This is a genomic window from Acinetobacter sp. V116_7 (assembly GCF_056735735.1).
The window spans coordinates 76558-101941 of the sequence record NZ_JBWZIF010000023.1 but is presented as its reverse complement, the minus strand read 5'-3'; the positions used below and the strand labels follow the sequence as shown (position 1 = coordinate 101941).

General features: G+C 38.5%; 26 protein-coding genes and 1 tRNA gene. 16 read left to right on the top strand and 11 right to left on the bottom strand.

The window, feature by feature from the left end; all coding sequences use genetic code 11:
• Window positions 1–315: an Asp-tRNA(Asn)/Glu-tRNA(Gln) amidotransferase subunit GatC gene (gatC, locus tag AC1PJP_RS09975; protein WP_000107699.1), complete on the bottom strand. Its 315-nt coding sequence runs from the start codon at window positions 313–315 to the stop codon at window positions 1–3.
• 133 nt (window positions 316–448) lie between these two features.
• Here gatC and AC1PJP_RS09970 point away from each other — a divergent pair, with 133 nt between their 5' ends.
• From AC1PJP_RS09970 to AC1PJP_RS09945, 6 genes are all read left to right on the top strand, one after another.
• Window positions 449–1489, top strand: coding sequence for a rod shape-determining protein (locus AC1PJP_RS09970; RefSeq protein WP_004789315.1), 1041 nt, complete (start codon window positions 449–451; stop codon window positions 1487–1489).
• A 16-nt stretch (window positions 1490–1505) separates the two neighbouring features.
• Window positions 1506–2363, top strand: a complete 858-nt coding sequence (gene mreC / locus AC1PJP_RS09965) for a rod shape-determining protein MreC (protein ID WP_479766898.1) — start codon at window positions 1506–1508, stop codon at window positions 2361–2363.
• Complete coding sequence (mreD, locus tag AC1PJP_RS09960) at window positions 2350–2841, top strand: rod shape-determining protein MreD (RefSeq protein ID WP_004789317.1); 492 nt, start codon at window positions 2350–2352, stop codon at window positions 2839–2841. Before mreC ends, mreD begins: the two co-directional genes overlap by 14 nt.
• Complete coding sequence (locus tag AC1PJP_RS09955; protein WP_479766897.1) at window positions 2829–3389, top strand: Maf-like protein; 561 nt, start codon at window positions 2829–2831, stop codon at window positions 3387–3389. The genes mreD and AC1PJP_RS09955 overlap by 13 nt, the downstream gene beginning before the upstream one ends.
• Window positions 3390–3502: 113 nt before the next feature.
• The gene (gene rng, locus AC1PJP_RS09950) at window positions 3503–4957 is read left to right on the top strand and encodes a ribonuclease G (RefSeq protein WP_004789319.1); all 1455 of its coding nucleotides are present in this window, start codon (window positions 3503–3505) and stop codon (window positions 4955–4957) included.
• Window positions 4958–5096: 139 nt separating this feature from the next.
• Window positions 5097–5270, top strand: coding sequence for a PA1571 family protein (locus AC1PJP_RS09945; RefSeq protein WP_002116397.1), 174 nt, complete (start codon window positions 5097–5099; stop codon window positions 5268–5270).
• Window positions 5271–5297: 27 nt separating this feature from the next.
• On the opposite strand, the gene AC1PJP_RS09940 is transcribed toward AC1PJP_RS09945, so the two are convergent.
• Both AC1PJP_RS09940 and AC1PJP_RS09935 read right to left on the bottom strand, forming a co-directional pair.
• Window positions 5298–6683 (bottom strand): WS/DGAT/MGAT family O-acyltransferase, encoded by a 1386-nt coding sequence (locus tag AC1PJP_RS09940; protein ID WP_005309889.1) that lies wholly within the window; start codon window positions 6681–6683, stop codon window positions 5298–5300.
• A 171-nt stretch (window positions 6684–6854) separates the two neighbouring features.
• Window positions 6855–7589: a phosphoadenylyl-sulfate reductase gene (locus AC1PJP_RS09935; protein ID WP_004789321.1), complete on the bottom strand. Its 735-nt coding sequence runs from the start codon at window positions 7587–7589 to the stop codon at window positions 6855–6857.
• A 184-nt stretch (window positions 7590–7773) separates the two neighbouring features.
• Here AC1PJP_RS09935 and thrH point away from each other — a divergent pair, with 184 nt between their 5' ends.
• Window positions 7774–8391: a bifunctional phosphoserine phosphatase/homoserine phosphotransferase ThrH gene (thrH, locus tag AC1PJP_RS09930; protein WP_003655338.1), complete on the top strand. Its 618-nt coding sequence runs from the start codon at window positions 7774–7776 to the stop codon at window positions 8389–8391.
• 57 nt (window positions 8392–8448) lie between these two features.
• On the opposite strand, the gene AC1PJP_RS09925 is transcribed toward thrH, so the two are convergent.
• Both AC1PJP_RS09925 and AC1PJP_RS09920 read right to left on the bottom strand, forming a co-directional pair.
• A complete protein-coding gene (locus AC1PJP_RS09925) occupies window positions 8449–9960 on the bottom strand; it encodes a long-chain fatty acid transporter (protein ID WP_479766896.1) in 1512 nt (503 codons plus the stop codon).
• Window positions 9961–10559: 599 nt separating this feature from the next.
• Window positions 10560–11258 (bottom strand): NAD(P)H-dependent oxidoreductase, encoded by a 699-nt coding sequence (locus tag AC1PJP_RS09920; protein WP_416718329.1) that lies wholly within the window; start codon window positions 11256–11258, stop codon window positions 10560–10562.
• Window positions 11259–11414: 156 nt separating this feature from the next.
• Here AC1PJP_RS09920 and AC1PJP_RS09915 point away from each other — a divergent pair, with 156 nt between their 5' ends.
• The gene (locus AC1PJP_RS09915) at window positions 11415–12440 is read left to right on the top strand and encodes an AraC family transcriptional regulator (RefSeq protein WP_479766895.1); all 1026 of its coding nucleotides are present in this window, start codon (window positions 11415–11417) and stop codon (window positions 12438–12440) included.
• A 42-nt stretch (window positions 12441–12482) separates the two neighbouring features.
• On the opposite strand, the gene AC1PJP_RS09910 is transcribed toward AC1PJP_RS09915, so the two are convergent.
• Both AC1PJP_RS09910 and AC1PJP_RS09905 read right to left on the bottom strand, forming a co-directional pair.
• Window positions 12483–13475, bottom strand: coding sequence for a fatty acid desaturase family protein (locus AC1PJP_RS09910; RefSeq protein ID WP_199943718.1), 993 nt, complete (start codon window positions 13473–13475; stop codon window positions 12483–12485).
• 106 nt (window positions 13476–13581) lie between these two features.
• Complete coding sequence (locus AC1PJP_RS09905) at window positions 13582–14382, bottom strand: PaaX family transcriptional regulator C-terminal domain-containing protein (RefSeq protein ID WP_199943717.1); 801 nt, start codon at window positions 14380–14382, stop codon at window positions 13582–13584.
• A gap of 348 nt (window positions 14383–14730) precedes the next feature.
• On the opposite strand from AC1PJP_RS09905, the gene AC1PJP_RS09900 reads away from it, so the two are divergent.
• The 4 genes from AC1PJP_RS09900 (at window position 14731) to hchA (ending at window position 18730) form a co-directional block, all read left to right on the top strand.
• Entirely contained in the window at window positions 14731–15549 is an 819-nt protein-coding gene (locus tag AC1PJP_RS09900) for an undecaprenyl-diphosphate phosphatase (RefSeq protein ID WP_016137097.1), read from the top strand.
• A gap of 157 nt (window positions 15550–15706) precedes the next feature.
• Window positions 15707–16603 carry an AraC family transcriptional regulator gene (locus AC1PJP_RS09895; RefSeq protein ID WP_199943716.1) on the top strand — a complete coding sequence of 299 codons (897 nt, stop codon included), beginning with the start codon at window positions 15707–15709 and terminating at the stop codon, window positions 16601–16603.
• A 32-nt stretch (window positions 16604–16635) separates the two neighbouring features.
• The gene (locus tag AC1PJP_RS09890) at window positions 16636–17646 is read left to right on the top strand and encodes an NAD(P)H-quinone oxidoreductase (protein WP_199943715.1); all 1011 of its coding nucleotides are present in this window, start codon (window positions 16636–16638) and stop codon (window positions 17644–17646) included.
• A 208-nt stretch (window positions 17647–17854) separates the two neighbouring features.
• Window positions 17855–18730 (top strand): glyoxalase III HchA, encoded by an 876-nt coding sequence (hchA, locus tag AC1PJP_RS09885; protein WP_479766894.1) that lies wholly within the window; start codon window positions 17855–17857, stop codon window positions 18728–18730.
• A 13-nt stretch (window positions 18731–18743) separates the two neighbouring features.
• Here the strand turns inward: hchA and AC1PJP_RS09880 are convergent.
• A tRNA-Arg gene (locus tag AC1PJP_RS09880) sits at window positions 18744–18816 on the bottom strand.
• A gap of 309 nt (window positions 18817–19125) precedes the next feature.
• On the opposite strand from AC1PJP_RS09880, the gene AC1PJP_RS09875 reads away from it, so the two are divergent.
• On the top strand, window positions 19126–19380 hold the full coding sequence (locus AC1PJP_RS09875; protein WP_479766893.1) for a TIGR03643 family protein: 255 nt from the start codon (window positions 19126–19128) through the stop codon (window positions 19378–19380).
• Between the two features lie 100 nt (window positions 19381–19480).
• On the opposite strand, the gene AC1PJP_RS09870 is transcribed toward AC1PJP_RS09875, so the two are convergent.
• The gene (locus tag AC1PJP_RS09870) at window positions 19481–20860 is read right to left on the bottom strand and encodes an amino acid permease (protein ID WP_004789335.1); all 1380 of its coding nucleotides are present in this window, start codon (window positions 20858–20860) and stop codon (window positions 19481–19483) included.
• A 378-nt stretch (window positions 20861–21238) separates the two neighbouring features.
• Between AC1PJP_RS09870 and prpF the strand changes: the two genes are divergently transcribed.
• The 3 genes from prpF to AC1PJP_RS09855 all read left to right on the top strand — a co-directional run bounded on the left by prpF (window position 21239) and on the right by AC1PJP_RS09855 (window position 23926).
• Window positions 21239–22426 (top strand): 2-methylaconitate cis-trans isomerase PrpF, encoded by a 1188-nt coding sequence (gene prpF / locus AC1PJP_RS09865; RefSeq protein ID WP_479766892.1) that lies wholly within the window; start codon window positions 21239–21241, stop codon window positions 22424–22426.
• Between the two features lie 162 nt (window positions 22427–22588).
• Window positions 22589–23500 (top strand): polyprenyl synthetase family protein, encoded by a 912-nt coding sequence (locus AC1PJP_RS09860; RefSeq protein ID WP_151823276.1) that lies wholly within the window; start codon window positions 22589–22591, stop codon window positions 23498–23500.
• Window positions 23501–23557: 57 nt separating this feature from the next.
• Window positions 23558–23926 (top strand): MmcQ/YjbR family DNA-binding protein, encoded by a 369-nt coding sequence (locus AC1PJP_RS09855; RefSeq protein ID WP_447507103.1) that lies wholly within the window; start codon window positions 23558–23560, stop codon window positions 23924–23926.
• 68 nt (window positions 23927–23994) lie between these two features.
• Here the strand turns inward: AC1PJP_RS09855 and AC1PJP_RS09850 are convergent, their stop codons facing one another.
• On the bottom strand, window positions 23995–24849 hold the full coding sequence (locus tag AC1PJP_RS09850) for an SPFH domain-containing protein (protein WP_151989026.1): 855 nt from the start codon (window positions 24847–24849) through the stop codon (window positions 23995–23997).
• Between the two features lie 28 nt (window positions 24850–24877).
• Entirely contained in the window at window positions 24878–25339 is a 462-nt protein-coding gene (locus AC1PJP_RS09845; RefSeq protein ID WP_004789340.1) for an NfeD family protein, read from the bottom strand.
• Between the last annotated feature and the right edge of the window lie 45 nt (window positions 25340–25384).

Here is a 25384-nt window from a genome sequence, read left to right as displayed (position 1 = left end):
TTATTCAATCACGCGAGGAACAAGATACAAACCATCTTGAGTTGCAGGTGCAACTGCTTGGTATTCATCTCGATGATTGCTTTCCGTTACCACATCAGCACGTAAAGGTTGAGGATTGTCAAAAGGACTTTTCAAAGGTTCTACGCCTTCCGTATCAATGCCTTTTAAGGTTTCCATCATGCCTAAAATTTTATTTAGACTTTGAGCATATTCAGCAGATTGCGTATCATTGAGCGACAATCGAGCAAGATTGGCGATTGCTGAAACTGTTTGTGCATTTAAATCTGCTGAATGCTGTGCATCCGATGTAGACATAACATCACCTAATCAGTATTAAAAATTTTCAAAATATCGTGCGTTATAATAAGCGATTGACTTGTTCAAATCATCACATTTAGTTTAAAGTTGCCACCTTGCATCCACATGAAAGTTTAACTGAGAACGAACCGTGATTCTAAAACGACTAATTGGCTTGTTTTCGCCGGATCTAGCCATTGATTTAGGTACAGCAAATACACTTATTTATGCACCAGGCCGCGGCATTATATTAAATGAACCAACAGTTGTGGCAATTCGTCACAGTGGTTCACAAAAAATTGTTGCTGCTGTAGGTCTAGATGCTAAGCAAATGCTGGGCCGTACGCCTGCGAATATTTCTGCAATTCGTCCAATGAAAGACGGTGTAATTGCTGATTTTGAAGTGACTGAAACCATGTTGAATCAGTTTATTGGTAAAGTTCACGAAAAACGTTTGTTCCCACCTGCACCTCGTGTAGTTGTATGTGTACCATGTAAATCAACTTTGGTCGAGCGCCGTGCGATTCGCGAAGCAGTATTTAATGCTGGTGCCCGTGATGTTCGTTTGATTGAAGAACCTATGGCTGCTGCAATTGGCGCAGGTATGCCAGTTGAACAAGCATGTGGTTCTATGGTTGTGGATGTTGGTGGTGGTACAACTGAAATTGCAATTATTTCATTGCAAGGTTGTGTCTATGCTGACTCTTTACGCATCGGTGGCGATGTTTTTGATGAGCAAATCATCAATTATGTTCGTAAAGCTCACGGTTGTGTAATTGGTGAAACCACTGCTGAAATTATTAAAAAAGAAGTAGGTATGGCTGTTTCTGATGGCACAACATTAGAAATTGAAGTACGTGGTCGTAACCTTGCAGAAGGTGTGCCTCGCGCAATTACTGTAACTTCTGACGAAATTACTCAAGCAATCTCTGATCCATTACAAAATATTGTAAGCGCAGTAAAATCTGCACTTGAGCAAACTCCTCCAGAACTTTCTTCTGATATTGCCGAGCGCGGTATTGTGTTGACAGGTGGTGGTGCATTACTTCGTAACCTCGATAAATTATTAGCTCAAGAAACTGGTTTACCAGTTGTGGTTGCTGAAGATCCTCTTACTTGCGTGACCCGTGGTGGTGGTAAAGTATTGGAATTCTTCGACAACCCGAACCATGACATGCTTTTTGTTGGTTAAGTTTAAGGATTAGGCGGTGCAACCGAATATTTTTTCAAGACAGCCGCCATCTTTCCGCTCGTTCATTATTGCGGTCATTACATGCTTGGTTGTGCTGTTTTTTGATTGGCGCATGCCGTATGTAATTCAGCCAGCAAGGGATGTCTTATACGCTGCATATAACCCAATTTATGCATTGGCTAGTTATCCAGTACTGTCGAGAGAATGGCTGAATCAACAAACAAAATCTGAAGCACAACTGCGTCGTGAAAATACTGCGATGCAGGCTGAGCTTTTACAAGCTCAAGTCCGCTTACAGAAGCTTTCTGAACTGTCAGCTGAAAACACCCGTTTGCGAGGTCTTCTTGATACCCCATTAATTATTGATGGACGTATGGAGATCGCTGAAGTAATTGGGACAGATGCAGACCCATTACGTCATATCATTATTATTAACCGTGGCTCTATGGACCATCTTAAGGTCGGTCAAACGGTTCTGGATGATAAAGGAATTATGGGACAGATCATTAATGTATATCCTCATAGCTCACGTGTAATGTTGTTATCAGATAAAGAACATTCACTTTCAGTACGTCTTGAGCGCACTGGAATGCGGGCGATTGTTTCTGGTACTGGTGATTTGGGTCGTTTGAAAATGGAATATGTCCCAACAAGTGCGAATATTCAAGTGGGTGATAAAGTGTTTAGCTCAGGTTTGGGTGAGCATTTCCCAGCAGGGTACGCAGTGGGTACAGTTGCCAAAATAAGACGTCATAATTCGGGCGAGTTTGCAGAAATTGATGTTACACCAGCCGCACAATTAGCAACAGGGCATCATGTAGTCGTACTTTTCTCTGATTCTTTAGCGAAGGAGCAACCATATGCCGATCGCTAAATTGAAACGAGAAAAACGAAATGATCCATTATGGGGAATTATCCTCTCTGTAATTGTCGGCTCCGTGCTCATGGTTTACCCGCTATCCTACGATATTTCAGGTTGGCGCCCATTATTCATGTTAATGATTATGCTATTTTGGGTAGTATGTCAGCCAACATGGTGTGGGGTCTGGTTTGCATTTGGAATGGGAATTTTTACAGACCTTTTGCTTGATGCGCCTTTAGGTCTCAATGCTTTAAGTTTTGTAATTGTGACTTTTCTTACCCGTTTTTTAATTCGTGAGCGCCGTATTTTAACCTTTGGTAATTTATGGACAATTGCAACTCTGGTCATTATTGCTCATTTAGCGTTTATGTGGGTAACGCAGACCATGGGTGGAATTCATTTTTCGATTGCTAGACATTGGCAACCATTGATGACAAGTATCATCACTTGGCCAATCGTCTATTATTGTTTGGCAAAATGGCGCATATAGTTTTAGCATCTAGCTCTCCTCGTCGGAAGGAGCTATTGCAACAACTGGGTTTGGATTTTGAAATCTATAGTCCGGATATTGATGAGTCCGTTCATGAAAATGAGCTGGTTCACCATTATGTTGAACGGTTAGCTAGAGAAAAAGCACAAACTGTATTGAAGCTTTTTCCAAACGCAATCGTTATTGCTGCCGATACAAGTCTTGGGCTTGATGGCCAAATTATTGGTAAGCCTGAATCGAAAAATCATGCCTTTGAAATCTGGAAACAATTATCTGGACGTTGGCATGATGTGTTTTCTGGATTATGTATTGCTACGCAACAAAAAATGTTAAGTCATGTGGTGCAAACTCAAGTTGAGTTTCAGCCTCTGACTACGCAAGATATGGAAGATTATTGGGCTACAGGTGAGCCTGTGGGGAAGGCCGGTGGATATGCAATTCAAGGAATTGCTTCTCAATATATTCCCCAAATTCAAGGAAGTTATAGTAATGTGGTAGGACTTCCTTTATACGAATTTGCACAGTTATTAAAAAGAGTAAAGACATAAGAGGTTGTTATCATTCTTAATTGAATAGCATTGTCGATGAACACTAGGCAAAGTTAAAGTTAACAGCTTCTCTGACTCTTTAATAAAAATTTTATAATGCTTTGAGTTTATGTATGTCAGAAGAATTACTTATTAATGTCACGCCTATGGAGTGTCGGGTGGCATTAATCGAAAATGGAACTGTTAATGAGCTGTATGTCGAACGTACAGTCAAACGTGGTCTAGTCGGCAATATTTACAAGGGTAAAGTCGTGCGGGTGCTTCCGGGCATGCAAGCTGCCTTCGTTGATATTGGTTTGTCTCGAACAGCCTTTTTACATATCAATGATATGGTTTGGCCTCGTTCACAGCCTACCCCAAATGTTTTTGAACTCTTACATCCCGGGCAAACGCTTACTGTCCAAGTAATGAAAGATATGTTGGGAACAAAAGGCGCGCGTCTGAGTACTGATCTTTCAATCCCTTCTCGTTATCTGGTTCTCATGCCATATGGTAATCATATTGGTGTATCTCAGCGTATTGAATCTGAAGAAGAGCGAGAACGACTACGTAATATTATCGAAGGTATTCAATCTGAACATAATTTGCCGGGTAGCGTGATTGTACGCACAGCTGCTGAAGGCGTAGATGAGGCAGAAATTGCACAGGATATGTGCTATCTGAGTAAATTATGGGAATACATTCAACGTAAACAAATTGATGTTGCTGTTCCTTCCTTAATTTTTGAAGAGCTTCCATTACCTCAGCGTATTATTCGAGATTTGGCGAGTGACGAAACTGCAAAGATCTATGTCGATTCGCGAGAGATTCATGCAAAACTTCTTGAGTTTGTTGAAGAATTTGTCCCGAATATGCAGAGTCGACTCATTCATTATCCGGGTGAACGACCGTTATTTGATCTTTATAATGTCGAAGAAGATATCCAAAAAGCCTTGCAAACCCGCGTAGCTTTGAAGTCAGGCGGCTATCTGATGATTGACCAGACTGAAGCCATGACAACGATTGACGTTAATACGGGTTCATATGTTGGTGGTCGTAGTCTTGAGGACACCGTTTTTAAAACCAATATGGAAGCGACTCAAGTTATCGCGCGTCAACTTAGACTGCGTAATTTGGGGGGTATTCTCATTATTGATTTTATTGACATGCAAGAGGCAATTCACCGTGAAGAGGTGATGCGTCAGTTTGAAAAAATGCTTGAGCGTGATCACGCTAAGACCAAAATTACTCAAGTGTCAGAACTTGGTTTGGTTGAAATGACGCGTAAACGAACACGTGAATCGTTAGAACATTTGCTGTGTGAGTCATGTCCAACCTGTCAAGGACGTGGTTTTGTCAAAACAGCAGAGACAGTGTGTTACGAAATATTTCGTGAGATATTACGATATACCCGTGCATTTGAGTCAACGAGTGGCTTTACTGTTGTTGCCCATCCTTCTGTGATTGACCGATTATTAACAGCAGAAGCACCAGCAGTGGCTGATTTAGAGCATTTCATCAACCGTGTTATTAAATTTCAGGTCGAAAATTTATATACGCAAGAGCAATACGATATCATTTTAAGTTAAAGTTGTAACAAGATATCGCTTAATCCTTGTTACAACTGAAATTTTACTTTCATTCATGAATTTTAAATACTACTTACATACAGTAGCCGTAGACGTTCTCCCTATTTAACGTCTTAGCAAACAATAAGAGGTATAACCCATGAATGTAAGTGAAAACTTAATTAGCAACGGTCTTAAACATGTTTTAGAAAGCACGCCAGTAAATAGCTGCTATATGTTGAATGACCAAGGTAAAGAAGTACCGATCACAACTGCAATGATTCGTTCAGTATGTCATCAGTTACTTAACCAGTGCCGCACAATCAAAAAATAAGGGGCCAATTCAAAGCCCCTTAATTTTCTAACTTGCTGAATGATGTTTCAGCTGTTTCTCTGCAATAATTTCTTCAAAACGTTGAATCTCATCTTCTAAGTGAGTCAAAAGATTTTGCATTTTTGGCAAAGCATTTCGACAAGCTGTTAATCCAACTTCAAGCTTATCTAAATAACTGGTCATGGTAATGTTTAGAGCTTGTCCATCCATGACAATTGAAGCAGGGTAGAGAGCATCTAATTTCGCGCCATTCCAATAAAGCGGCTCACGTGGCCCTGGTACATTGGAAATGACTAAATTGAACGCCTGACGCTTAGGAAGCATTCCTGACATGATGTTTAATCCTGCCGGACCATAAACAACCGCACTATAGTTTAAAATTTCATTCGCAGTCATACGGCTAAAGCGTTGCTTTGAATTTTGCATGCTGCGACGAATAATTTCTAGGCGTTCTAACGGTTGGTCTTTATGAGTTCCTAAATTTGCCAGAATCATGGTAATTCGGTTACTCATATCAGAATCATCGGTGCGTAATGAAGCTGGCACCATGGCAATAAGTGGTTTTTTAGGTAAGCTATTTTGACTAATCAAATATTCACGTAAAGCACCAGAGCATACTGCGAGTACAACATCGTTAATTGTCACGCCTAATACTTTTGAAATCTTTCTAAGGCGGCTCAATTCAAAGGATTGGGCCGCAAAGCGACGTGAAGCACTTACTCTTTGGTTCAAAATCGACACTGGCGCCTGAAAAGTAGAAACATAATCAGGATTTTTACCCATTTCTTTAAATATAGTCTGAGATAGCTCTTGCATGACTTTAGGTGCTATATCGAGTTGGGACTTAATGCCGCCTAAAATACTCTTAATCTTACTGGTACTAGGCGTCGGTACTTTTAGTCGTTTAGTTCTTTTGCTCTCAACACACCATAAAGGAACAACATGTTTTTCTTCTGGTGTCTTTGATAGAGATTTTTCAATTAAACGCATACCTGCAACGCCGTCGACCATTGCATGATGGATTTTAAAATACATGGCAAAGCGATTGCCTTCGATTCCTTCAATAATGTCACAAGTCCAAAGAGGCTTTGCGCGATCAATTAATGAACTATGTTGCTGTGAAATATAAACCAGAAGTTCACGAATACGGCCAGGATGAGGCAGAGCAATGTGGCGAAAGTGATGATCGATATCGAACTCTTCATCTTCATCCCAAAATAAGCCATTTAAACGGTTATTGAAGGGTGGGATAGGAATGCTTTTTGAGCGTTTAATATCTTCAACTAAATCATGTACAAAAGTTTCAGGTGCATTTTCAGGAATTTCAAATAAAAATAATCCACCGACATGCATGGGTTGCTGTCTTTTTTCAAGTGACAGAAAAATGAAATCAATTGGGTGTAATGGACGCATAAATCATTGTGCCTCATGCATTTTTCTAAGAAGCCCTTATCTGAGCTCTTATTAGAATTATAGAACCGTAAAATTAAGTATATAGCGTTTAGAGTAGATAAAATATGACTTTGTGTACGGAACATGACATAAAAAAAACCACTGATTTAGCAGTGGTTTTTTGATAACAAATTACTTTTTCATATTACCTGCGTGTAATCCACACTCTTTTTGAGTCGCTTCTTCCCACCACCAGCGTCCTTCACGCTCATGTTGGTTCGGTAATACAGCACGTGTACATGGTTCACAGCCAATAGAAACAAACCCACGTTCGTGAAGAGGGTTATATGGAATTTCCATCATACGGATGTAGCTCCATACTTCAGCACTTGTCCAGTTTGCTAAGGGATTATATTTAATAAGTTGCTTACCTGGACCAGAGAAACCTGCATCAGCTTGTACTACTGGAATTTCTGTACGTGTACCAGGGCTTTGATCTTTACGTTGGCCCGTAATCCAGCCATCTAAAGTCGCAAGTTTTTTACGCAAAGGCTGAACTTTTCGGATACCACAACATTCTTGGTGCCCATCTGTAAAAAAGCTGAATAAACCTTTTTCGTTTACCATGTTTTGAACAGCTTCAGATTCAGGGAAACAAATTTCGATATTGATATTGTAGTGTTTACGAACAGTCTCAATAAACTGATAAGTTTCGGCATGCAGTCGACCAGTGTCGAGACTAAAAACACGGAACGGCTTACCCAAACGTGAAGCAATATCAATTAAGACAACATCTTCTGCTCCCGAAAAAGAAATTGCGATTTCACCTTGCTGGCTTAAGGCAAGCTCTAAAATTTCTCGCGGGCTTTTGGTCGCATATTCGGCTGCAAGAGCATCTACGATATCAATAGTCGGAATAACGGTCATGTGTGTTCCTGGCAAAAGGCTTGGGCGCATTGAGTTATGAAAAATATTCTAATGGATAGTGAATAAAGTGCTTAGCACTTTAATTTCGATCCTTATGAATAAAATTGATTTGATCAATAACAACGCAAAACTGAAAATCTTAGTGGTATGATACAGCAATTTTTAACCAACGTTGGAAGCATTCATGGAAATCGTATGCCTAGATCTTGAAGGGGTTTTAGTTCCTGAAATCTGGATCAATTTCGCTAAAAAAACAGGGATCAAAGAACTCGAAGCAACAACTCGTGATATTCCGGATTATGATGTTTTAATGACTCAGCGTCTTAATATTTTAAAACAACACGGATTAGGCTTAAATGACATTCAAGAAGTTATTGCCGAGATGGGGCCATTACCAGGTGCAAAAGAATTTGTTGAATGGGTGAGCACACATTTCCAACTCGTGATCTTATCAGATACCTTCTATGAATTTGCGCATCCTTTAATGAAGCAATTAGGATGGCCAACAATTTTCTGTCATAAATTAGAGACAGATGAAGAAGGAATGATTACAGCTTATAAATTGCGCCAACCTGATCAAAAACGTGAGTCGGTTAAAGCACTACATGGCTTAAATTTCCGTGTAATTGCAGCGGGTGATTCATATAACGATACAACTATGTTGGGTGAAGCTGACCATGGTTTCTTATTTGATGCACCTGCAAATGTGATTGCTGAGTTCCCGCAGTTTCCAGCTATCCACGGATATGATGCCTTGAAAGAAGCAATCCGATCAGTTTCAAAGCGTAGTATTCCAGCTTAATAGATAAATAATAAAAAAGGCGCTTAAAGCGCCTTTTTTATTATTTAGTTTTGAAACTTAGAATTTATAGCCAAGTTTTAAACCATAAGCGATTGCGTTGTTGTCAGAGAACTCTGCAACATAGTCATCACTACCTGCTTGCGCACCTGTTTGAGCTTTGGCATCACCTAACCAGAAGTATTTTACACCACCAGCAATAAATGTTTGTGGAGTAGGGCTATATTGAACACCTAAACCTACGTTCCAGTAACCTTCTGTTGGTCCTAAAGTTGTGATTGGGTTACCTGCACCAGAGTCCCAACCTACAGATACATTACCAGCCCACTTGTCGGTAAGTTTACGACCTACACCAGCGTTCACAGACCATTGGTCATCAGCATATTCAACTAGGTTAAAGCCATTTGGACGCCCAACAAGACCACCTACAGCTTCTGAGACTTTGCCAAATTTATATGGTTGAATTGAGAAATCTTTCCAGTTCACCCAGCGCAAATTAGCGAATGCAACTGTATCAGCCATGATACCTGTTTGGAAATCAAGGTTAACCGATTGTGGTGTTGTAATTGTAGTTTTACCAGATGAGTTGATTGCTTGAAGTTTAGATGCAGGAACATCTAAACCAGCAAGTACTGAAGTAAGACCAGGGAAATTTAATATAGATAAATTTTCGTTAATATCCACTTTATGATCAATTTCAGAACGGTAAGTTACAGATGCTTTAAGTGCAATTTCAGGAATTTGATAAGCTGCGCCTGCTAACCAACCCGCGCCTGTTGTTTCTTTAATATTTGCATCATAACCATTATAAAGGCTATAAGCTTGACCTCGTAAACTTACATTACCTTTAATTGTTTGTAATACAGGTCCAGCGTAGAAATTGAAGTTTTGAGTCGGTTGGAAACCAAAAACAAAAGATAAGTTTTGTGTATCAACTTTAACTTTAGTTGCACCCTTTCCTAAATAATTATTTGCTGCATTAATAGCATTTTGAGTATTTTGTAGTGCTGTTAGTCCTGCACCTACAGTTGTATTTCCACCTTTAGCAACTTGTTGTAATGCGCCTAAGACCTCTGTTTGAGTTGGTTTTGTAGGATCACCACCAGTAGCATTCGTCACAGCTATAAGAGCTGGTGTAAATTCTGATCCAGATGCTTGAATTAATTTATTAATTGAGCTAGTTGCTAAGTCACTTAATGCCTTTTGACTTAAAATAGTATCAGTGCCTGGATTCGAAACGAATACATTATTACCTGAATATTCTGCATCTGCTCCAAATGGTTGATCATAGAGTAGACCGAAAGAGAATTTATCATTGAGTTGTAGTTTTAATGCCGCACTTGGGAAATAATAATCATTACCCATGTCACTAATATCACGGCGAGTTGCGCTTGATCCTGCTTCTTTACCCGCTACATCTGGGTCTAAGATAGAAATACCAGCTTCAAAGTAGTTACCAGGCTGCAAAAATGCAGACATTGATTGTCCAGAGCGATCCAATGCTGCTGCAAAAACCCCAGTTGCAGGCAGCGTTGCTAAAATCATTGCAGTGCTCAGATGTTTTAATTTCATTTTAATCTTTCCTTGAACTTCAAGACATTTTTTTAAAAGTAACAGAGTTAAACCGTTTAAACTGTGTTGCCTTCAAAGCTTCTAATTACAACTTATAAAAGCTTTGATAACTCCATGTAACAAAAATAGCATAATTACAATAAGAGTAAATCTGTTATATGAACTGAGGAGTACTCACTTTTTATACAAATAGTGCCAATAATGAATGAAATATGAAGGAATATTTCCATTAGTAAATTATTTTAATTGATTGATATTTATATTTTTAATCTATTAGTAAAGAGGTTTGTTTTAGTGACATTTTTGTCACAAATCCAAGAAAAATGGTCAAAGATTTTTTTGTAAAAATATGAATTAATCGATTATGAAATGAGTAGCAGTTGTTATTTTTAGTTGATAAGTCTAGTTTCTCTACATCTGTATATTATTGATTAACTTTTATATTCTTAATTTTATAAAAAAGTTTACCTTAGTTTTTTTACCGTTTGATCTATTTTTTTTGCGTTTTTGCCTCTCTGTTCGGGAGGAACTATGAGAGAGAATAGCCAAAAATATAAAGATAGATTCGGCTATTTAATTTTTAGAGCTCAAACACAGCATTAGAGTGGATATAGTTTTTCATCAAATTGCTCAAGCTTAGGAAATTTTAATGGTTCAAGCTGGTCCAAGTGAGAGAGATAAATCTCATAGTCTTCGAGAAGGGTTTCTCGTGCTTCTTGGCTAATATAAGGTACGTGATAAGCAATGAATGGTGGTAAAACTTCAAAACCGGCATATGCCAAAGTACCACGTTGAATCGATGATAAATAATTTTCAATTGGACCGTGAATTGAGTTCTCTCCAAACATGTGTGTTCTACCACCGAGTGTTAAGCACAACATCGCTTTTTTACCTGCCATGCCGCCGTGGTTATAAAACCGCTTACCACCATAAAACAAGCCAGAGACGAACACACGATCAATCCAGCCCTTTAAAATTGCTGGAACAGATGTCCAATAAAGTGGGAAATTTAAAATAATTAAATCAGCTTTTTTTACTTTTTCAATTTCTGCTTGAATATCTGGAGCTAGAAGTTGATTTTTGCTGGCATTTCTTTGTTCGAGGGCATAGTTAAAATAATCAGGTTGGTTAAGCTCTAAAAAATCCTCTTTGGACGCAACAGGGTTAAATTGCATTGCATATAAATCTGAAACCTCTACTGTGTGGCCCAATTCTTCTAAGGTTTGTTTGGCTGTACTTTTTAGAGCAGCAGTAAAAGACTGTGGTTCTGGATGAGCATGGACAATCAGAATGTTCATAAGGCGACCTGTATTCTTTTCATAAATTGTGCTGTCTCGTGCAATTCAGCGGATTTTGTTTTGAATAACTATGCATCAATTTAAAAGCATGGCATAGTTCATGAACTGACAATTTTTACCATTTCACGCCATTTTATTTTGCTCATTGGGTTGCTCATGAATCCAGAATTACCCGGAACTTATATTAACTTATTAGTCGAGACTGTTAAGCGATGGGGTGTCTCTGGTGAGCAACTTTTAGATGGAAGTGGAATAACCTTAGAACAATTAAAAAAGCCTTACTGGTATGTTGAATTCAACATCTTAAATGAGCTTATTGAACGGGCCATCAAGTTATGCAAAGAGCCTGCATTAGCTGGGTATTTAGCTTTAAACATGACAGCTTCATGTTATGGTTCAGTCGGAATGGCCGCCATAGTTTCTCCAAATTTAGGGGAAGCGCTGAAAATTCTTGAACAGTTCATTGGCTCACGTTGTAAGGTTTTTAAACCAGAATTAAAACAAGAAAATAATGATGCATGTTGGTCAATTCATCAGCCTGTCAATGCATTTCAGTTGAGTCCAAATGCCAACATTTTTTTGTTAGTTGGTTTTGTTCAAATTGCAAAAAAATTAACAGGACTTTCTCATTTAGGAAAAGTTGAATTACAAATGCAAGAACCGATAGGTTTTTCCCAAATAAGTCATCAACTGGCTGTCACTTGTTTATTTAATCAAAAGTGTAATCGTTGGATATTTCCAAAAGAGTATTTAGCACAGCCTGTATTAACGGCGGACCCAATGCTAGCGCCGTTGTTAAATGCACAATGCAAGCGGGATATAGATAAATTAAAATTAAAAAGTGGCTGGAAAGGGCGAGTCAAACAAGTTGCTGAAAAATTGCTTTTGAATGGGGAGATTGAGGCATTGAAAGTTGGGCAAGTTGCTCAAATCATGAATATGTCAGAGCGAACTCTGCAACGCTATTTAGCTCTTGATCAAACTAGTTTTACAGTGTTGGTGGAGTCACTGAAAAAAGAGCATGCCCAGAAACTTTTAACTCAAAATAACATGTCGATTGAAAAAGTGGCTTTAATGCTGGGTTATGCCGAGACTTCTCACTTTACCCGTGCATTTAAGCGGTGGATGGGTGTTACTCCTAAATATTTCCAAACCCAACAGAAGATGGATGATTTAAGTTAAAAGGCCATAAATTTATGGCCTTTGATTTATCATTTGAGTTAATTAAGTAGATTGTTCTGGCTTAGATGAGAGTGATTCAATTACTTCAAAATAGCTAGGTGGTGCTGGAACATGGCCTCGGTCTCTCAATAGACGATGCATGCGCGGCAATTTGAAGTAGGGCACCGAAGCCATTAAATGGTGTTCCATGTGGTAATTGACATGAATAGGGGCCACAAAGCTTCTAGCAATCCAACCTGCACGTGTTGTTCGTGTATTGGTTAAAGCGGTACTGCTCGTTTGCATCCCTGCATGTTCGGCCATGGAGCGAATTCTTAAAAATAATGGGAAGGGTGTTAAATAAGCTAGAGGCCATAACCAATAAAACCGTTGTTGACCAAAAGCTTTTAAAACCCCATAGAGTGCTACATTGGTTGCAATGGCTCCACTACTGTTTTTTATAAGACTTTTAGCATAGTCAACGAAGTCTTTATTACTTCGGTCTAGCCAGACTTGATCATTGGCAACCGTCCATTTCATTAAATCAAGATCCATTAACACTCGACCAAAGCTAAACTTTAATCCGGTCATACCTGTTAAGTCGCGTAAGAATTTACGAGTAAGAGATTTTTTGCTTACAGGAAAGCCAGAAACTAAAGAAAGGTCTGGGTCATCTGGAGTAGAGGTTTTTGCATGATGACGAACATGGTGTACGCGATATTTTTGTAGATCATTCCAGATGGGACGGGCGCATAGCCATTCACCGACAAAGTCATTTATTTTTTTATTTTTGAACAAGCTTTTATGCGATGCATCATGCATCAAAATTGCTAGGCATAACTGGCGACCAGCTAATATTGCTAAGGCAAGCATACAAGCAAGTAATTTGCCCCAGCTCGGTAAGTAATCCCACATCATAATTAAACTGGCAAATGTTCCGCCAATAACAGCCCATGTACTTGCAACAGCCCAAGCACCATACGCATCTGAGGGTTGTGTGAGTTGCTGTATTTCTTCTCTGCTAAAGAGATCGGTCACACTGACTTGTGCATTCATTTTTATTCTCCCAAATCAGATTTTTGGTATCCAAATTTTATATTACCAATATAATCATAAAATTTTAAAAAGGGTAATATTTGTTTGTAAGAAAATAAATCGCCCTTTAATCGGCTAATTCATTTTCATAAAGTTTCTGCCACAGTTTTTGTCCAATCGAATCGAGCTGCTCTACATTCTGAGCAAACTGGTTGCGGGCATGTTCGTTAACAAATGGAGGGGGCAGCAGAGGGTCATTCATGAGTAAGGTAATCGTTTCACGTCCTAATAACAAAGCTTGAGTGGCAGCCTCGTTTAAGGATAAATTTTTATAATTCAAAAGCCATTCTTGGATATCTTGACTATATATCTCATAATTTTCTTCAAGCTGCTTCGTATCCCATAAAGAGGGAATTAACGAAACTGTTTTTGAGTCAAATTTTTGAATAATAGAAATTTTGGCTTCATTTTCAAGGCCTGCTAAAACGAGTTCTTCACATGTTTTTTCAAAGCTATAGGCTAAATTGTCTGGGCGTATATAAATTCCAGTTTCGAGTTCTCTAAAGCCAAATTGATGTAAAGCGTGTTCTCTCTTTTTTAAAGCAGTCCGATCTATACGCCCTAATGTCCCCGTAAATACTGCCAGATAATTCTGTTGCCATTCTTTGGTCTGTTTAATGCCATTTTTACGGTTCAAAATGACCTTTGCCCAGTCTTTTGTGGATGGCGATAGTTGATAGATACCGCGTTCGACACTTTCTATCATACCTTCATTTAATAGCCGAGTCGTCGCAACGCGAATACCGTTGTCACTCATATTAAAGAGTTTAGCGGCAATCAATATTTGTTTAATGGTGAGCTGAGGATAAGCTGAGGAAAGAAATAAATCGATAATAAGATGACGTGCATTAATTTTGGTATTTTTCATTCAGATAGAATTTTTGATATGAGTTGCATGTAAGAAAAATAATATCATGTTTTTGTCATGTCTTTTTAAGATCATTTTTAGGATCAATAAGCTTAAAAAGCTTTAGCTACAGAATGAGAAATTTTATAGTTCTTAACCAAGTTTATCTTTTTACGATAGTTAACCTAAGATTGTCATGATGATGTGATACATTATTCCCCTTTAAATAAACCGCCTTTTGCTAAGGGCAATAACCACAAATGCTAGAAATGATCTGATATTGGGCATGAATTAGGCCAAAATTATGGTTTATACATGATATAAAACAAATTTTTAGACTTTTCTGGTGATTAACTTTTTGAGCAAGTGATGGAAAATTTTGAAGTTATAAAAGCACTGTTTTTAGGCTTTGTCGAAGGCTTAACTGAATTTTTACCAATCTCGAGTACAGGCCATTTAATTTTATTTGGTCATATTATCGATTTCCATTCAGACGGCGGTCGTGTATTTGAGGTCGTAATCCAGTTAGGTGCTATTTTGGCAGTGTGCTGGTTATACCGACAAAAAATTGTTAACTTGATTAAAGGCTTCTTTAGTGGTGATGTGGAATCACGTCATTTTGCTATCAGTGTGCTTATCGCATTCTTCCCAGCAGTTATTATTGGGGTTTTGGCAGTAGACTTTATTAAAAGTGTTTTATTCAGCCCAATTGTGGTGGCGATTGCCTTAATTGTCGGGGCGCTTATTATTTTCTGGGTTGAATCTAGACAATTTGAACATAAGACACTTGATGCAACCAAAATTACTTTTAAACAAGCGCTTTTAGTGGGCCTTGCTCAATGTGTTGCCATGATTCCGGGAACTTCACGTTCGGGTGCAACAATTGTAGGGGGAATGTTTGCGGGCTTATCACGTAAGGCTGCTACAGAATTCTCTTTCTTCCTCGCTATGCCAACCATGTTGGGTGCTGCAACTTTTGACTTGGTTAAAAATGCTGACGTACTGACCGCTGATAATATGATTAATATTGGGGTAGGTTTTGTTGCTGCTTTTATTGCCGCGTTGTTTGTTGTAAAAGCATTGGTTCTATTTGTAGAGCGTCATACGTTACGCGTATTTGCTTGGTATCGAATTGCACTCGGTGTAATTATTTTGATTGCAGCAATGTTCTTTAATTTATCGGCTTAAATAATCTGATGAAGTGAAAAACCTAGAGTGTTCTAGGTTTTTTTATGCCTAAAAATTGATTTGAATTGCCTATTTATACAAAGTAAACGTAAGACAGATGTTTTCATTTTAGCTTCATTGTTATATTGATTATTAGATTACTTCTCACAATAAAACTATGCCGCAAAATCATCTTACAGAACATTTGGTCGATGCATTTTTGCACTTGGCTCCAGCAGAAGGTCTCTATCCTACTTTTATCTCTAACATCACTTTGATGCGTGTAGATCATTCCACACCACCTGTTGCCGTGCTGCAAGAACCCTCAATTGTTTTAGTGATACAGGGATTAAAGCGAGGGTATATTGGTAAAGAAATCTTTCAATTTCAACAAGGGCAGTGCTTATTCATCTCAATTGCAATACCTTTTGATTGCGATACTGTTGTTGAAAATAATGAACCAATGTTGGCCATAGCAATAAAATTTGAACCACAAATGATGACTGATCTCATTACTAAAATGGATAAACAGCAACAAGTGATTACTAAAGATGCTCATTCAGAAGATTTAAAATTAAGCTGTGGGCTTAGAGTGATTGACATGAATACCACCATTTCTGAGGTTGCTCTCAGATTGCTCAATTTACTTCGCTCTAAACAAGATACTTTTATATTGGGTGAGCAAGTTAAAAGAGAATTGGTTTATCGTGTGGTGCAGGCCTCAGGTGGCAATCTAATCGAGAGCTTATCTGCTATGGCAAGTCGAAATGGCGTGATTTACACCATTTGTGAAATTATTCAACGTGATTATTATCATAACTTAACGGTTCAAGAGTTGGCGAAACAAGCGGGCATGAGCATATCGCTTTTTCATCAGACTTTTAAAAAGGTGACGAATTATTCGCCCTTACAGTACATCAAAATTACTCGACTACATAAGGCACGTGAGTTAATCATGAACAACAAAATGGGTGTAGCAGAAGCAGCCTATGAAGTGGGGTATGTCAGTGCTTCGCAATTTAGCCGAGAATTTAAGCGACTGTTTGGCGTTCCACCCAAGTCCTCAATTATTTAACGTAGATTAGTATTTTGAAATATAAATCAAACATGGAGCATTTTATGACCCTTCCAACAACCATGAAAATTATTGAAATTACGGCTCCGGGTGGACCTGAGGTTCTAAAAGTTCAAGATGCTAGTCTTCCAGTACCTCAAGCAAATGAAGTCTTAATTGAGGTAAAGGCTGCTGGAATTAACCGTCCTGACGTTTTACAGCGTATGGGTTTATATCCAATGCCTAAAGGTGTTACTCAAATACCCGGACTTGAAGTCGCTGGTGTTGTGGTTGCTGTGGGTGAACAAGTAGCTCAATTCAAGGTTGGTGATAAAGTTTGTGCTCTAACAAATGGCGGCGGTTATGCGGAATACTGCACGGTAACTGCAACTCAAGTATTACCAATACCTGAAAATTTATCTTTTACTCAAGCTGCTGCGATTCCAGAAACATTTTTTACAGTTTGGGCAAACCTATTTGATATTGGCCGTTTAAAGAAAGATGAAACTGCATTGATTCATGGTGGGGCAAGTGGTATTGGAACCACAGCTTTAGCGATTTGCCAAGCTTTAGGAATTAGAACTTTTGCTACCGTTGGTAGTGAAGATAAAGTTGAAGCACTCTCTAGTTTCACCACAGCAATTAACTATAAAACCCAAGATTTTGAGCAAGAAATTTTGAAACACACCCAAGACCAAGGTGTTGATGTTATTTTAGACATTGTGGGTGGTTCTTATTTCACGAAAAATTTAAATCTATTAAAACGTGATGGCCGACTTGTCATTATTGGTTTTATGGGTGGTCGAATCGCAAAAGAATTTGACTTACAAAAACTGATTTTAAAACGTGCCACAATTACGGGTTCAACGATGCGAGCACGTAATAGCCAAGAAAAAGCAGAGATTGCCCAATCTTTGCATGAGCATGTATGGCCATTATTGGCTCAAGGTAAATGTTTACCGCAAATCTATAAAACGTATGCTTTTTCAGATGTACAAAGTGCTCACGCATGTATGGAACAAGGTGATCATATTGGAAAGATCGTTTTAGAAATGAATGCGTAACGCTGTAATCATTGAAGTTTGGGCGAACGATAGGTTCGCCTAAACTGAATTTTATAATTCTAGATTCTGCCTATTTCTCTATAAAAATTGCCAAATTCTATTGGCAGATTGCACCAGTTCCATAACTTCACCTATAAATTAAGTAAGAAATAAAAATGGGTTCTTACCTTATTATTTCTTTCCATACTGATGAAAAAGGATAGTAATAATGAATACCGCAAATATTGATGATAAAAATCCTACTCCAGACTTGGCTGAAGATAATGCCTTTTTCCCATCACCTTATTCACTAAGTCAATATACTGCTCCTAAAACCGATTACGACGGCACGACTTATTCAACGCCGTATGTGGGCAATAAAAAAGTTTTAATGATTGCAACTGATGAGCGTTACATCCAGATGCAAAACGGTAAGTTCTTTTCAACAGGAAACCATCCTGTAGAAATGCTTTTACCGATGTTTCATTTAGATAATGCTGGTTTTGAAATTGATATTGCGACACTTTCTGGAAACCCTGCCAAACTTGAAATGTGGGCAATGCCAAAGCAAGAACAAGTGGTGGTAGACACCTTTCAAAAATATGCAGATAAATTAAAAAATCCGCTAAAACTTGCCGACATTTTAGAAAATGCAGTTGGTGAAAACTCACCGTATGCGGCTGTATTTATTCCGGGTGGGCATGGCGTATTGGCTAAAATTCCACATAGCCTTGAGGTGAAAAAAGTCCTTAAATGGGCAGTTGAACAAGATAAATTTATTATTACTTTATGTCATGGTCCAGCTTCATTATTGGCTGCGGCAGTTGATGAACAGCCAGAAAACTATATTTTTAAAGGCTATCAAATTTGTGTATTCCCTGATTCATTAGATAAGGGAGCAAATATTGATATTGGTTATATGCCTGGAGCTTTACCTTGGCTAGTAGGTGAAAACCTTGAAAAACTCGGTGTAGAAATTTTAAATAAGGGCATTACAGGTCAATGTCATAGAGACCGTAAATTGCTAACAGGTGATAGTCCGCTTGCTTCTAATAATTTAGGAAAACTTGCAGCTGAAACATTGTTGGCTGAAGTGAAGGATTAAGTGATGAAATATGTGCGCCCTGCGGGACTCGAACCCACGTCGGTCGCTTAGGAGGCAACTGCTCTATCCAGTTAAGCTAAGGGCGCATAATTTTCTGATTATAAACAAAAAAGCTATTGCGAAGGCAATGGCTTTTTTACGTTTTAGTTATTAAAACTTTTGCCAGAGTGGCCAATAAAGATAAAGTTGAATCATTCAACGGTTTCAAACACTTATATCTGTAGAAAAACAGTTTATAAAGCTAAAAAATCACAAAAAATTCATGTTGATCTTTCTATGATCTGAAGCAAAACACGAAAAGGTTTAAGACAAGCAATCGAGTAGGTGAAGTTATTCCTAGAAGGTTGTTTGTTAAAAATCAGATTTGACTATCGTATAATTCAAAAGGGCATAACATGAAAAAAATTGATGAACAGGACTTATCTAGAATTATTGAAATGGCATGGGAAGATCGCACTCCATTTGAAGCAATTGAGCGAGAATATGGCTTAAGTGAAAGCGAAGTTATTCGTTTAATGAGATACAACCTGAAAACCAATAGTTTTAAACTCTGGCGCAAACGTATGGCAGGGCGTAAAACTAAGCATCAGCAATTACGTTCATCAGAAATTGAACGAGCTTACTGTTCGCGTCAGTATAAATATGCATAACGTCTAGTTTTATTGTCGATGAAATTTTAATTTTATAGCGCTTAATTTTCTAATGATGAATAAAAAAGCCATTGTCGAGACAATGGCTTTTTAGATTTATTTATTCTTCCGGATTCTCAATGGAATCTAGTTTTTTAGGATTTAAATAGTCAAAAAGTACGAGCATTGCCGTAATCCAAATAGGGATCATCATTACTGACTCTTTGAAGCCTTGAGTCCACATAATATAGAGAACCACAGCAATAAACGCTAAAACTAAGTAATTACTAAAAGGTGACCATAACGCTGGAAAAGATGTCTTAATATTGGCGTGCTTAACAAAGCGTCTATACTTCAAATGTGTAATTGATATCATTGCCCAGTTTAGAACAAGTGCACCAACCACAACATACATGAGATGTCCAAGAGCATCTTCAGGCACAAAGTAATTCAAAAGAACACAACCAAAGATTAATAAAGCAGAAAGTAGAACAGCGGGAATAGGAACCCCCTGTTTATTGGTTTTTGCAAAAACTTTTGGTGCATTCCCTTGTTGAGCGAGACTGTAGAGCATACGGCTATTTGCAAACATCCCACTGTTATAAACAGATAGAGCAGCAGTTAAAATAATAAAGTTCAGTAAGTGTGCAGCCCAACCAATTCCCATTTGGCTAAAAATCATAACAAATGGGCTTTTGTCGAGACCGCCAAGATCTAATTGGTTCCATGGCACTAATGAAAGTAAGATTGCCAATGAACCGATATAGAAAATCAAGATACGGAAAACGACTTGGTTAATTGCTTTTGGAATGGTTTTTTTCGGATCTTTTGCTTCTGCTGCGGCCATACCAATCAGTTCAATACCACCAAAAGCGAACATCAAGAAAGCCAACATATAGAACAGGCCGCTAAAGCCATTTGGAAAAAATCCACCATGAGACCAAAGATTACTAAATGAAATGCTTGAACCTACATCTGCTGTAAAGAGCAAATAAAGCCCAAACACAATCATAGAGATAACCGCAGCAACTTTAATAATAGCGAGCCAGAATTCGGACTCACCATAAAATTTGACGTTGGTTAAGTTAATTGCCGTAATCACGACAAAGAAAAATAAGACAGAAGTCCACGCTGGAATATGAGGCCACCAATAATTAATATATTTGGCTACCGCGGTGAGTTCACTCATCGCAACCAGAACGTAGAGTATCCAATAGTTCCATCCGGTTAAAAATCCGGGAAATTTCCCCCAATATTTATACGCAAAATGGCTGAACGATCCTGCAACAGGTTCTTCAACAATCATTTCTCCCAAGTGACGCATAATCAAAAACGCGATTAAGCCGCCAATGGCATATCCTAAAATAATGGATGGTCCCGCAGATTGAATCACTTGCGCCGAGCCTAAAAATAATCCGGTACCAATTGCTCCACCCATAGCAATTAATTGGATATGTCGATTTTTTAGTCCTCGTTGCAGTGTAGAAGATTCGTTGGTCAAAGGTCTTCACTCACAATGAATAAGTAAATTATTCTAATAGATGGAGTTATTTTAGCCTAGACTACAAATTAATAAGCTGTGACTGAAAAGTAATAATAAAATATATTTAAAATCATTGGTTTACTTTTAATATTTCAATATAGAGTGAAAAGTGCTCTAAAAAATATAATTTCATATAGACTTTTTTTCTTAGATTTTGCTTAGATTAAGTCATTGCAAGCATATTGCTAAATTCTCAAAATATGCTCGCGTCAATACGATTGATGTATAAAGCAGATCGCTATCTCTTGGCCTTAAAACAATTTAAGATGCAGAGAAGGGTAAACAAGAATGCTTGTTTTGATATAGAAGAACATAATAGTAAGGATAACAGTTGATATGAGCTCAGTACCGCAAATTAAAATTCCAGCAACTTATATGCGTGGTGGAACCAGTAAAGGTGTCTTTTTCAAGCTTGATGATTTGCCGGAAAAAGCCCAAGTTGCAGGACAAGCAAGAGATCAGCTTTTACTACGTGTCATTGGTAGCCCGGACCCCTATGGAAAACAAATTGATGGGATGGGCGGAGCCACTTCGAGTACGAGTAAAACCGTTATTCTGGCTAAAAGCACACAGCCAGATCATGATGTTGATTATTTGTTCGGTCAGGTTTCAATTGATCAGGCTTTTGTAGATTGGAGTGGTAACTGCGGTAATTTGACTGCTGCTGTTGGTTCTTTTGCTATTTCAAATGGCTTGGTTGATGCAGATCGTATTCCAGAAAATGGCCTATGCACGGTTCGAATCTGGCAAAAAAATATTCAAAAAACCATTATTGCGCATGTGCCTATTACCAATGGTCAAGTTCAAGAAACTGGTGATTTCGAGCTTGATGGGGTCACATTTCCCGCCGCTGAAGTTCAAATTGAGTTTTTAGACCCAGCCGATGATGGCGAAGAAGGCGGTGATATGTTCCCTACAGGGAATATTGTTGATGAATTAGATGTTCCTGATATTGGTCGTTTCCAAGCGACTTTTATTAATGCCGGAATTCCAACCATTTTCTTAAATGCAGAAGATTTGGGTTACCAAGGTACAGAATTACAAGATCATATTAATAGTGATGCAACTGCGCTGGCACGTTTTGAAAAAATTCGTGCGTATGGTGCGGTACAGATGGGTTTAATTAAAGATATTTCAGAAGCGGTTGCACGTCAGCACACACCAAAAATTGCTTTTGTTTCTAAACCTAAAAACTACACCGCTTCAAGTGGTAAGTCAGTTTCAGAGAGTGATGTCGATTTACTGGTTCGCGCTTTGTCGATGGGTAAATTGCACCATGCAATGATGGGAACTGCAGCGGTTGCGATTGGCACTGCGGCTGCCATTCCGGGAACGTTAGTAAACCTTGCGGCTGGTGGCGGCGAACGTGAAGCAGTACGTTTTGGTCATCCATCTGGAACATTACGTGTTGGTGCTCAAGCAGAACTTATTAACGATCAATGGGTCGTGAAAAAAGCCATTATGAGCCGTAGTGCACGTGTGTTAATGGAAGGCTGGGTACGCGTCCCAGGTGACAGCTTCTAAAAGTCATTAAGTAAGAAAAAGCCTCTCAATCATGTAGAGGCTTTTTTACAGTTACCTTCAAAAACTCATCACCCACTTTTCACGGTGAATCGTGTATGATGTAGCGCATGAATGCTTCATTACATTCAATAAAATTTCTCTACTGATTTTATCGAGGCGACTGTGTCATCACTCTCTCAAGTTAATGCGGATGTTTTAAAACAAGCTCAACAACGTATTCAACAAGACTTATTGACGACACTGGCCGCGTTCTCAATTCCAGAGCCTTTAAAAAGTGCAGTACACCATGCAGTCATGCTTGGTGGAAAACGTGTGCGCCCGGCTTTGTGTTATGCCACAGCTTCTTTACAGCCTAATCCAAATTTTGCTGCGGCTCGCCGTGCTGCGGTTGCAGTTGAACTTATTCATTGTTACTCACTAGCGCACGATGACTTGCCTTGTATGGACAATGATTTATTACGTCGTGGTCAACCGACATGTCATGTTGCATTTGGTGAAGATACTGCTTTACTCGCAGGTGATATTTTACAATCAATGGCTTTTGAAGTTTTAGGTAGTCGTTTGTTCGATGAACAAGGGCAGGGTACTGATGCTGCGATTGTATTAAAGCAAATTCAGATTTTAGCAACAGCCACCTCTAAAATGGTTTGTGGACAGGTGTTAGACCTACAAGCTGAAGCTAAACAAATTGCTCAAGACGAACTTGAAAATATTCATCGTAATAAAACTGGTGCGCTTATTCAGGCTGCGATTATGATGGGTGCAGTCACTATCTTTTCTGGAACAGATCAAGCAATTCCAAAATTGCGCCAATATGGGCAGACCATTGGACTGGCTTTTCAAGTATTAGACGATATTCTCGATATTACTTCGAGTACCGAAGCTTTGGGCAAAACTGCTGGTAAAGATGAGCAAGTTCAAAAATCGACGTACCCAGCTTTAATGGGACTCGAACAAGCACAGATTTATGCCAAAGAATTGCATGATCAAGCTTTTGAAGCCCTAGCTCATTTTGGTGACAATGCAAAAGAATTAGTTGAGATTTCACAATTCCTTTTAGCACGTACGAATTAATAATATTAAATCAATATTGATGCTTCTATTCATGTGAAATGCATAAAGGAGAAGAGAATGAATGGTGAACAACTCCATCAAAAAGCAATTGAAATTGCACGTAATCTTCCTTTTAGCCAACACGCTCATCCATTTGGCCCAGAGTATGAAGTTTTTAAGATTTTAGAAAAAATATTCATGCTGACAGCGGAAGTAGCTGGCGTCAAAATGATTAATCTCAAATGTGATCCCTATAAAAGTCAGGAATATCAGGAGCTTTATTCATTTATTATTCCGGGCTATCACATGAATAAAAAGCACTGGATTTCCATTACATCGCATAAGAATTTAACAAGCGATTTACTTCAAGATTTGATTCGCGACTCTTATGACTTGGTCGTAAAAAAACTACCTTTGAAAGATCAAAAAAGATTAAACAACCAATAATACTCAATATAAAACGGCGACATGATAGTCACCGCCTTGATTTTAATTACTTATTTGAAGTAATTGAATTAATTATGCTTTCCCATAATACCGCGAATTGTATTTAAAACATCGGCAGGTAAAACCACAGTTTTAGCATTATTTGATTTCGCCATATCCTGCATTGCTTTTACATATTGTTCACCCAATAGATATGCCACAGGAATCTCTTTATCGCCAACTGCACTGGTCACCATTTCAATTGCACGTTGAGAGGCTTCAGCTAACACGACTTGTGCTTCTGCATCACGGCGAGAAGCTTCTAAACGACCTTCTGCACTTAAAATAGCAGCCTGTTTTTCACCATCGGCTTTAGTAACAGCAGCACGACGTTGACGTTCTGCGGCAGCTTGCTCTTCCATGGCAGCTTGCATGGTATGAGACGGTTGAATGTCCTGAATTTCGACTGTTTTTAAGGTAATGCCCCAATCTGAAATATCATCAGAAATTGCAGCTTTGAGCTTCGCTTTAATATGATCACGTGAAGACAATGCATCATCTAGATCCATTTCACCAACAATAGAACGCAGTGAGGTTTGTACAAGGTTTTGAATCGCCCATGTATAGTTTTCAATACCGTAAACTGCTTTTTCTGGTGTGGTTAAATTAATATATGCCACAGCATTCATGAGCAATACAGCATTGTCACGTGTAATCACTTCTTGTGATGGAATATCTAACACAATGTCTTTCGTGGTAATTTTATAAGCCACATCATCGATGTAAGGGATCACAAAATTAAGCCCCGGATTAAGGGTAGTGTGATATTTACCTAAACGTTGGACAATCCATTTGTAGCCCTGAGGAACAATTCGAACCCCTTTAAAAATGGTAATAGCCACAAAAGCCAAAAAGGCTAAAACAATAATAGTACCGACTGGCATGAATATACCCTCTCTTTATCTTTAATGTTTATGAAGTGCCATGGGTTTGAACAATTAAGTCATTACCCGAAATATCAATAACTCTAACACGATCGCCTACTTTAACAGGAGTAGTGCTCCGACAATTCCACTCATCGGCTCCTAAAATAGGCATTGGAAAGCGAACAATAATTTGATCATGGTCTAGGCCGGTTTGAATCACCATTCCAATTTGACCAATCGTTGCTTCACGGGGCAATCCTGCTTTCGTTTTATCAATTGATAAGGGTTTAATAAATTTGAACCAAAGAATGGTGCATAGTACGGATAGTATTATCCACAATACAATTTGTGTTGTGAGGCTAATATCTGGAAATAACCAATAGAGAATGCACACCATAATGGCGGCAATACCAAACCAGAGTGCGGCAAAGGCAGGTAGAATCAGTTCAGAAAGAATAAGTAAGATACCCAATACAAACCAGTGCCAAGGTTGTACAACAAACTCCATAAATCTGCTCTTTTATATATCTTTATGATGGGTAAAAGTGACTAA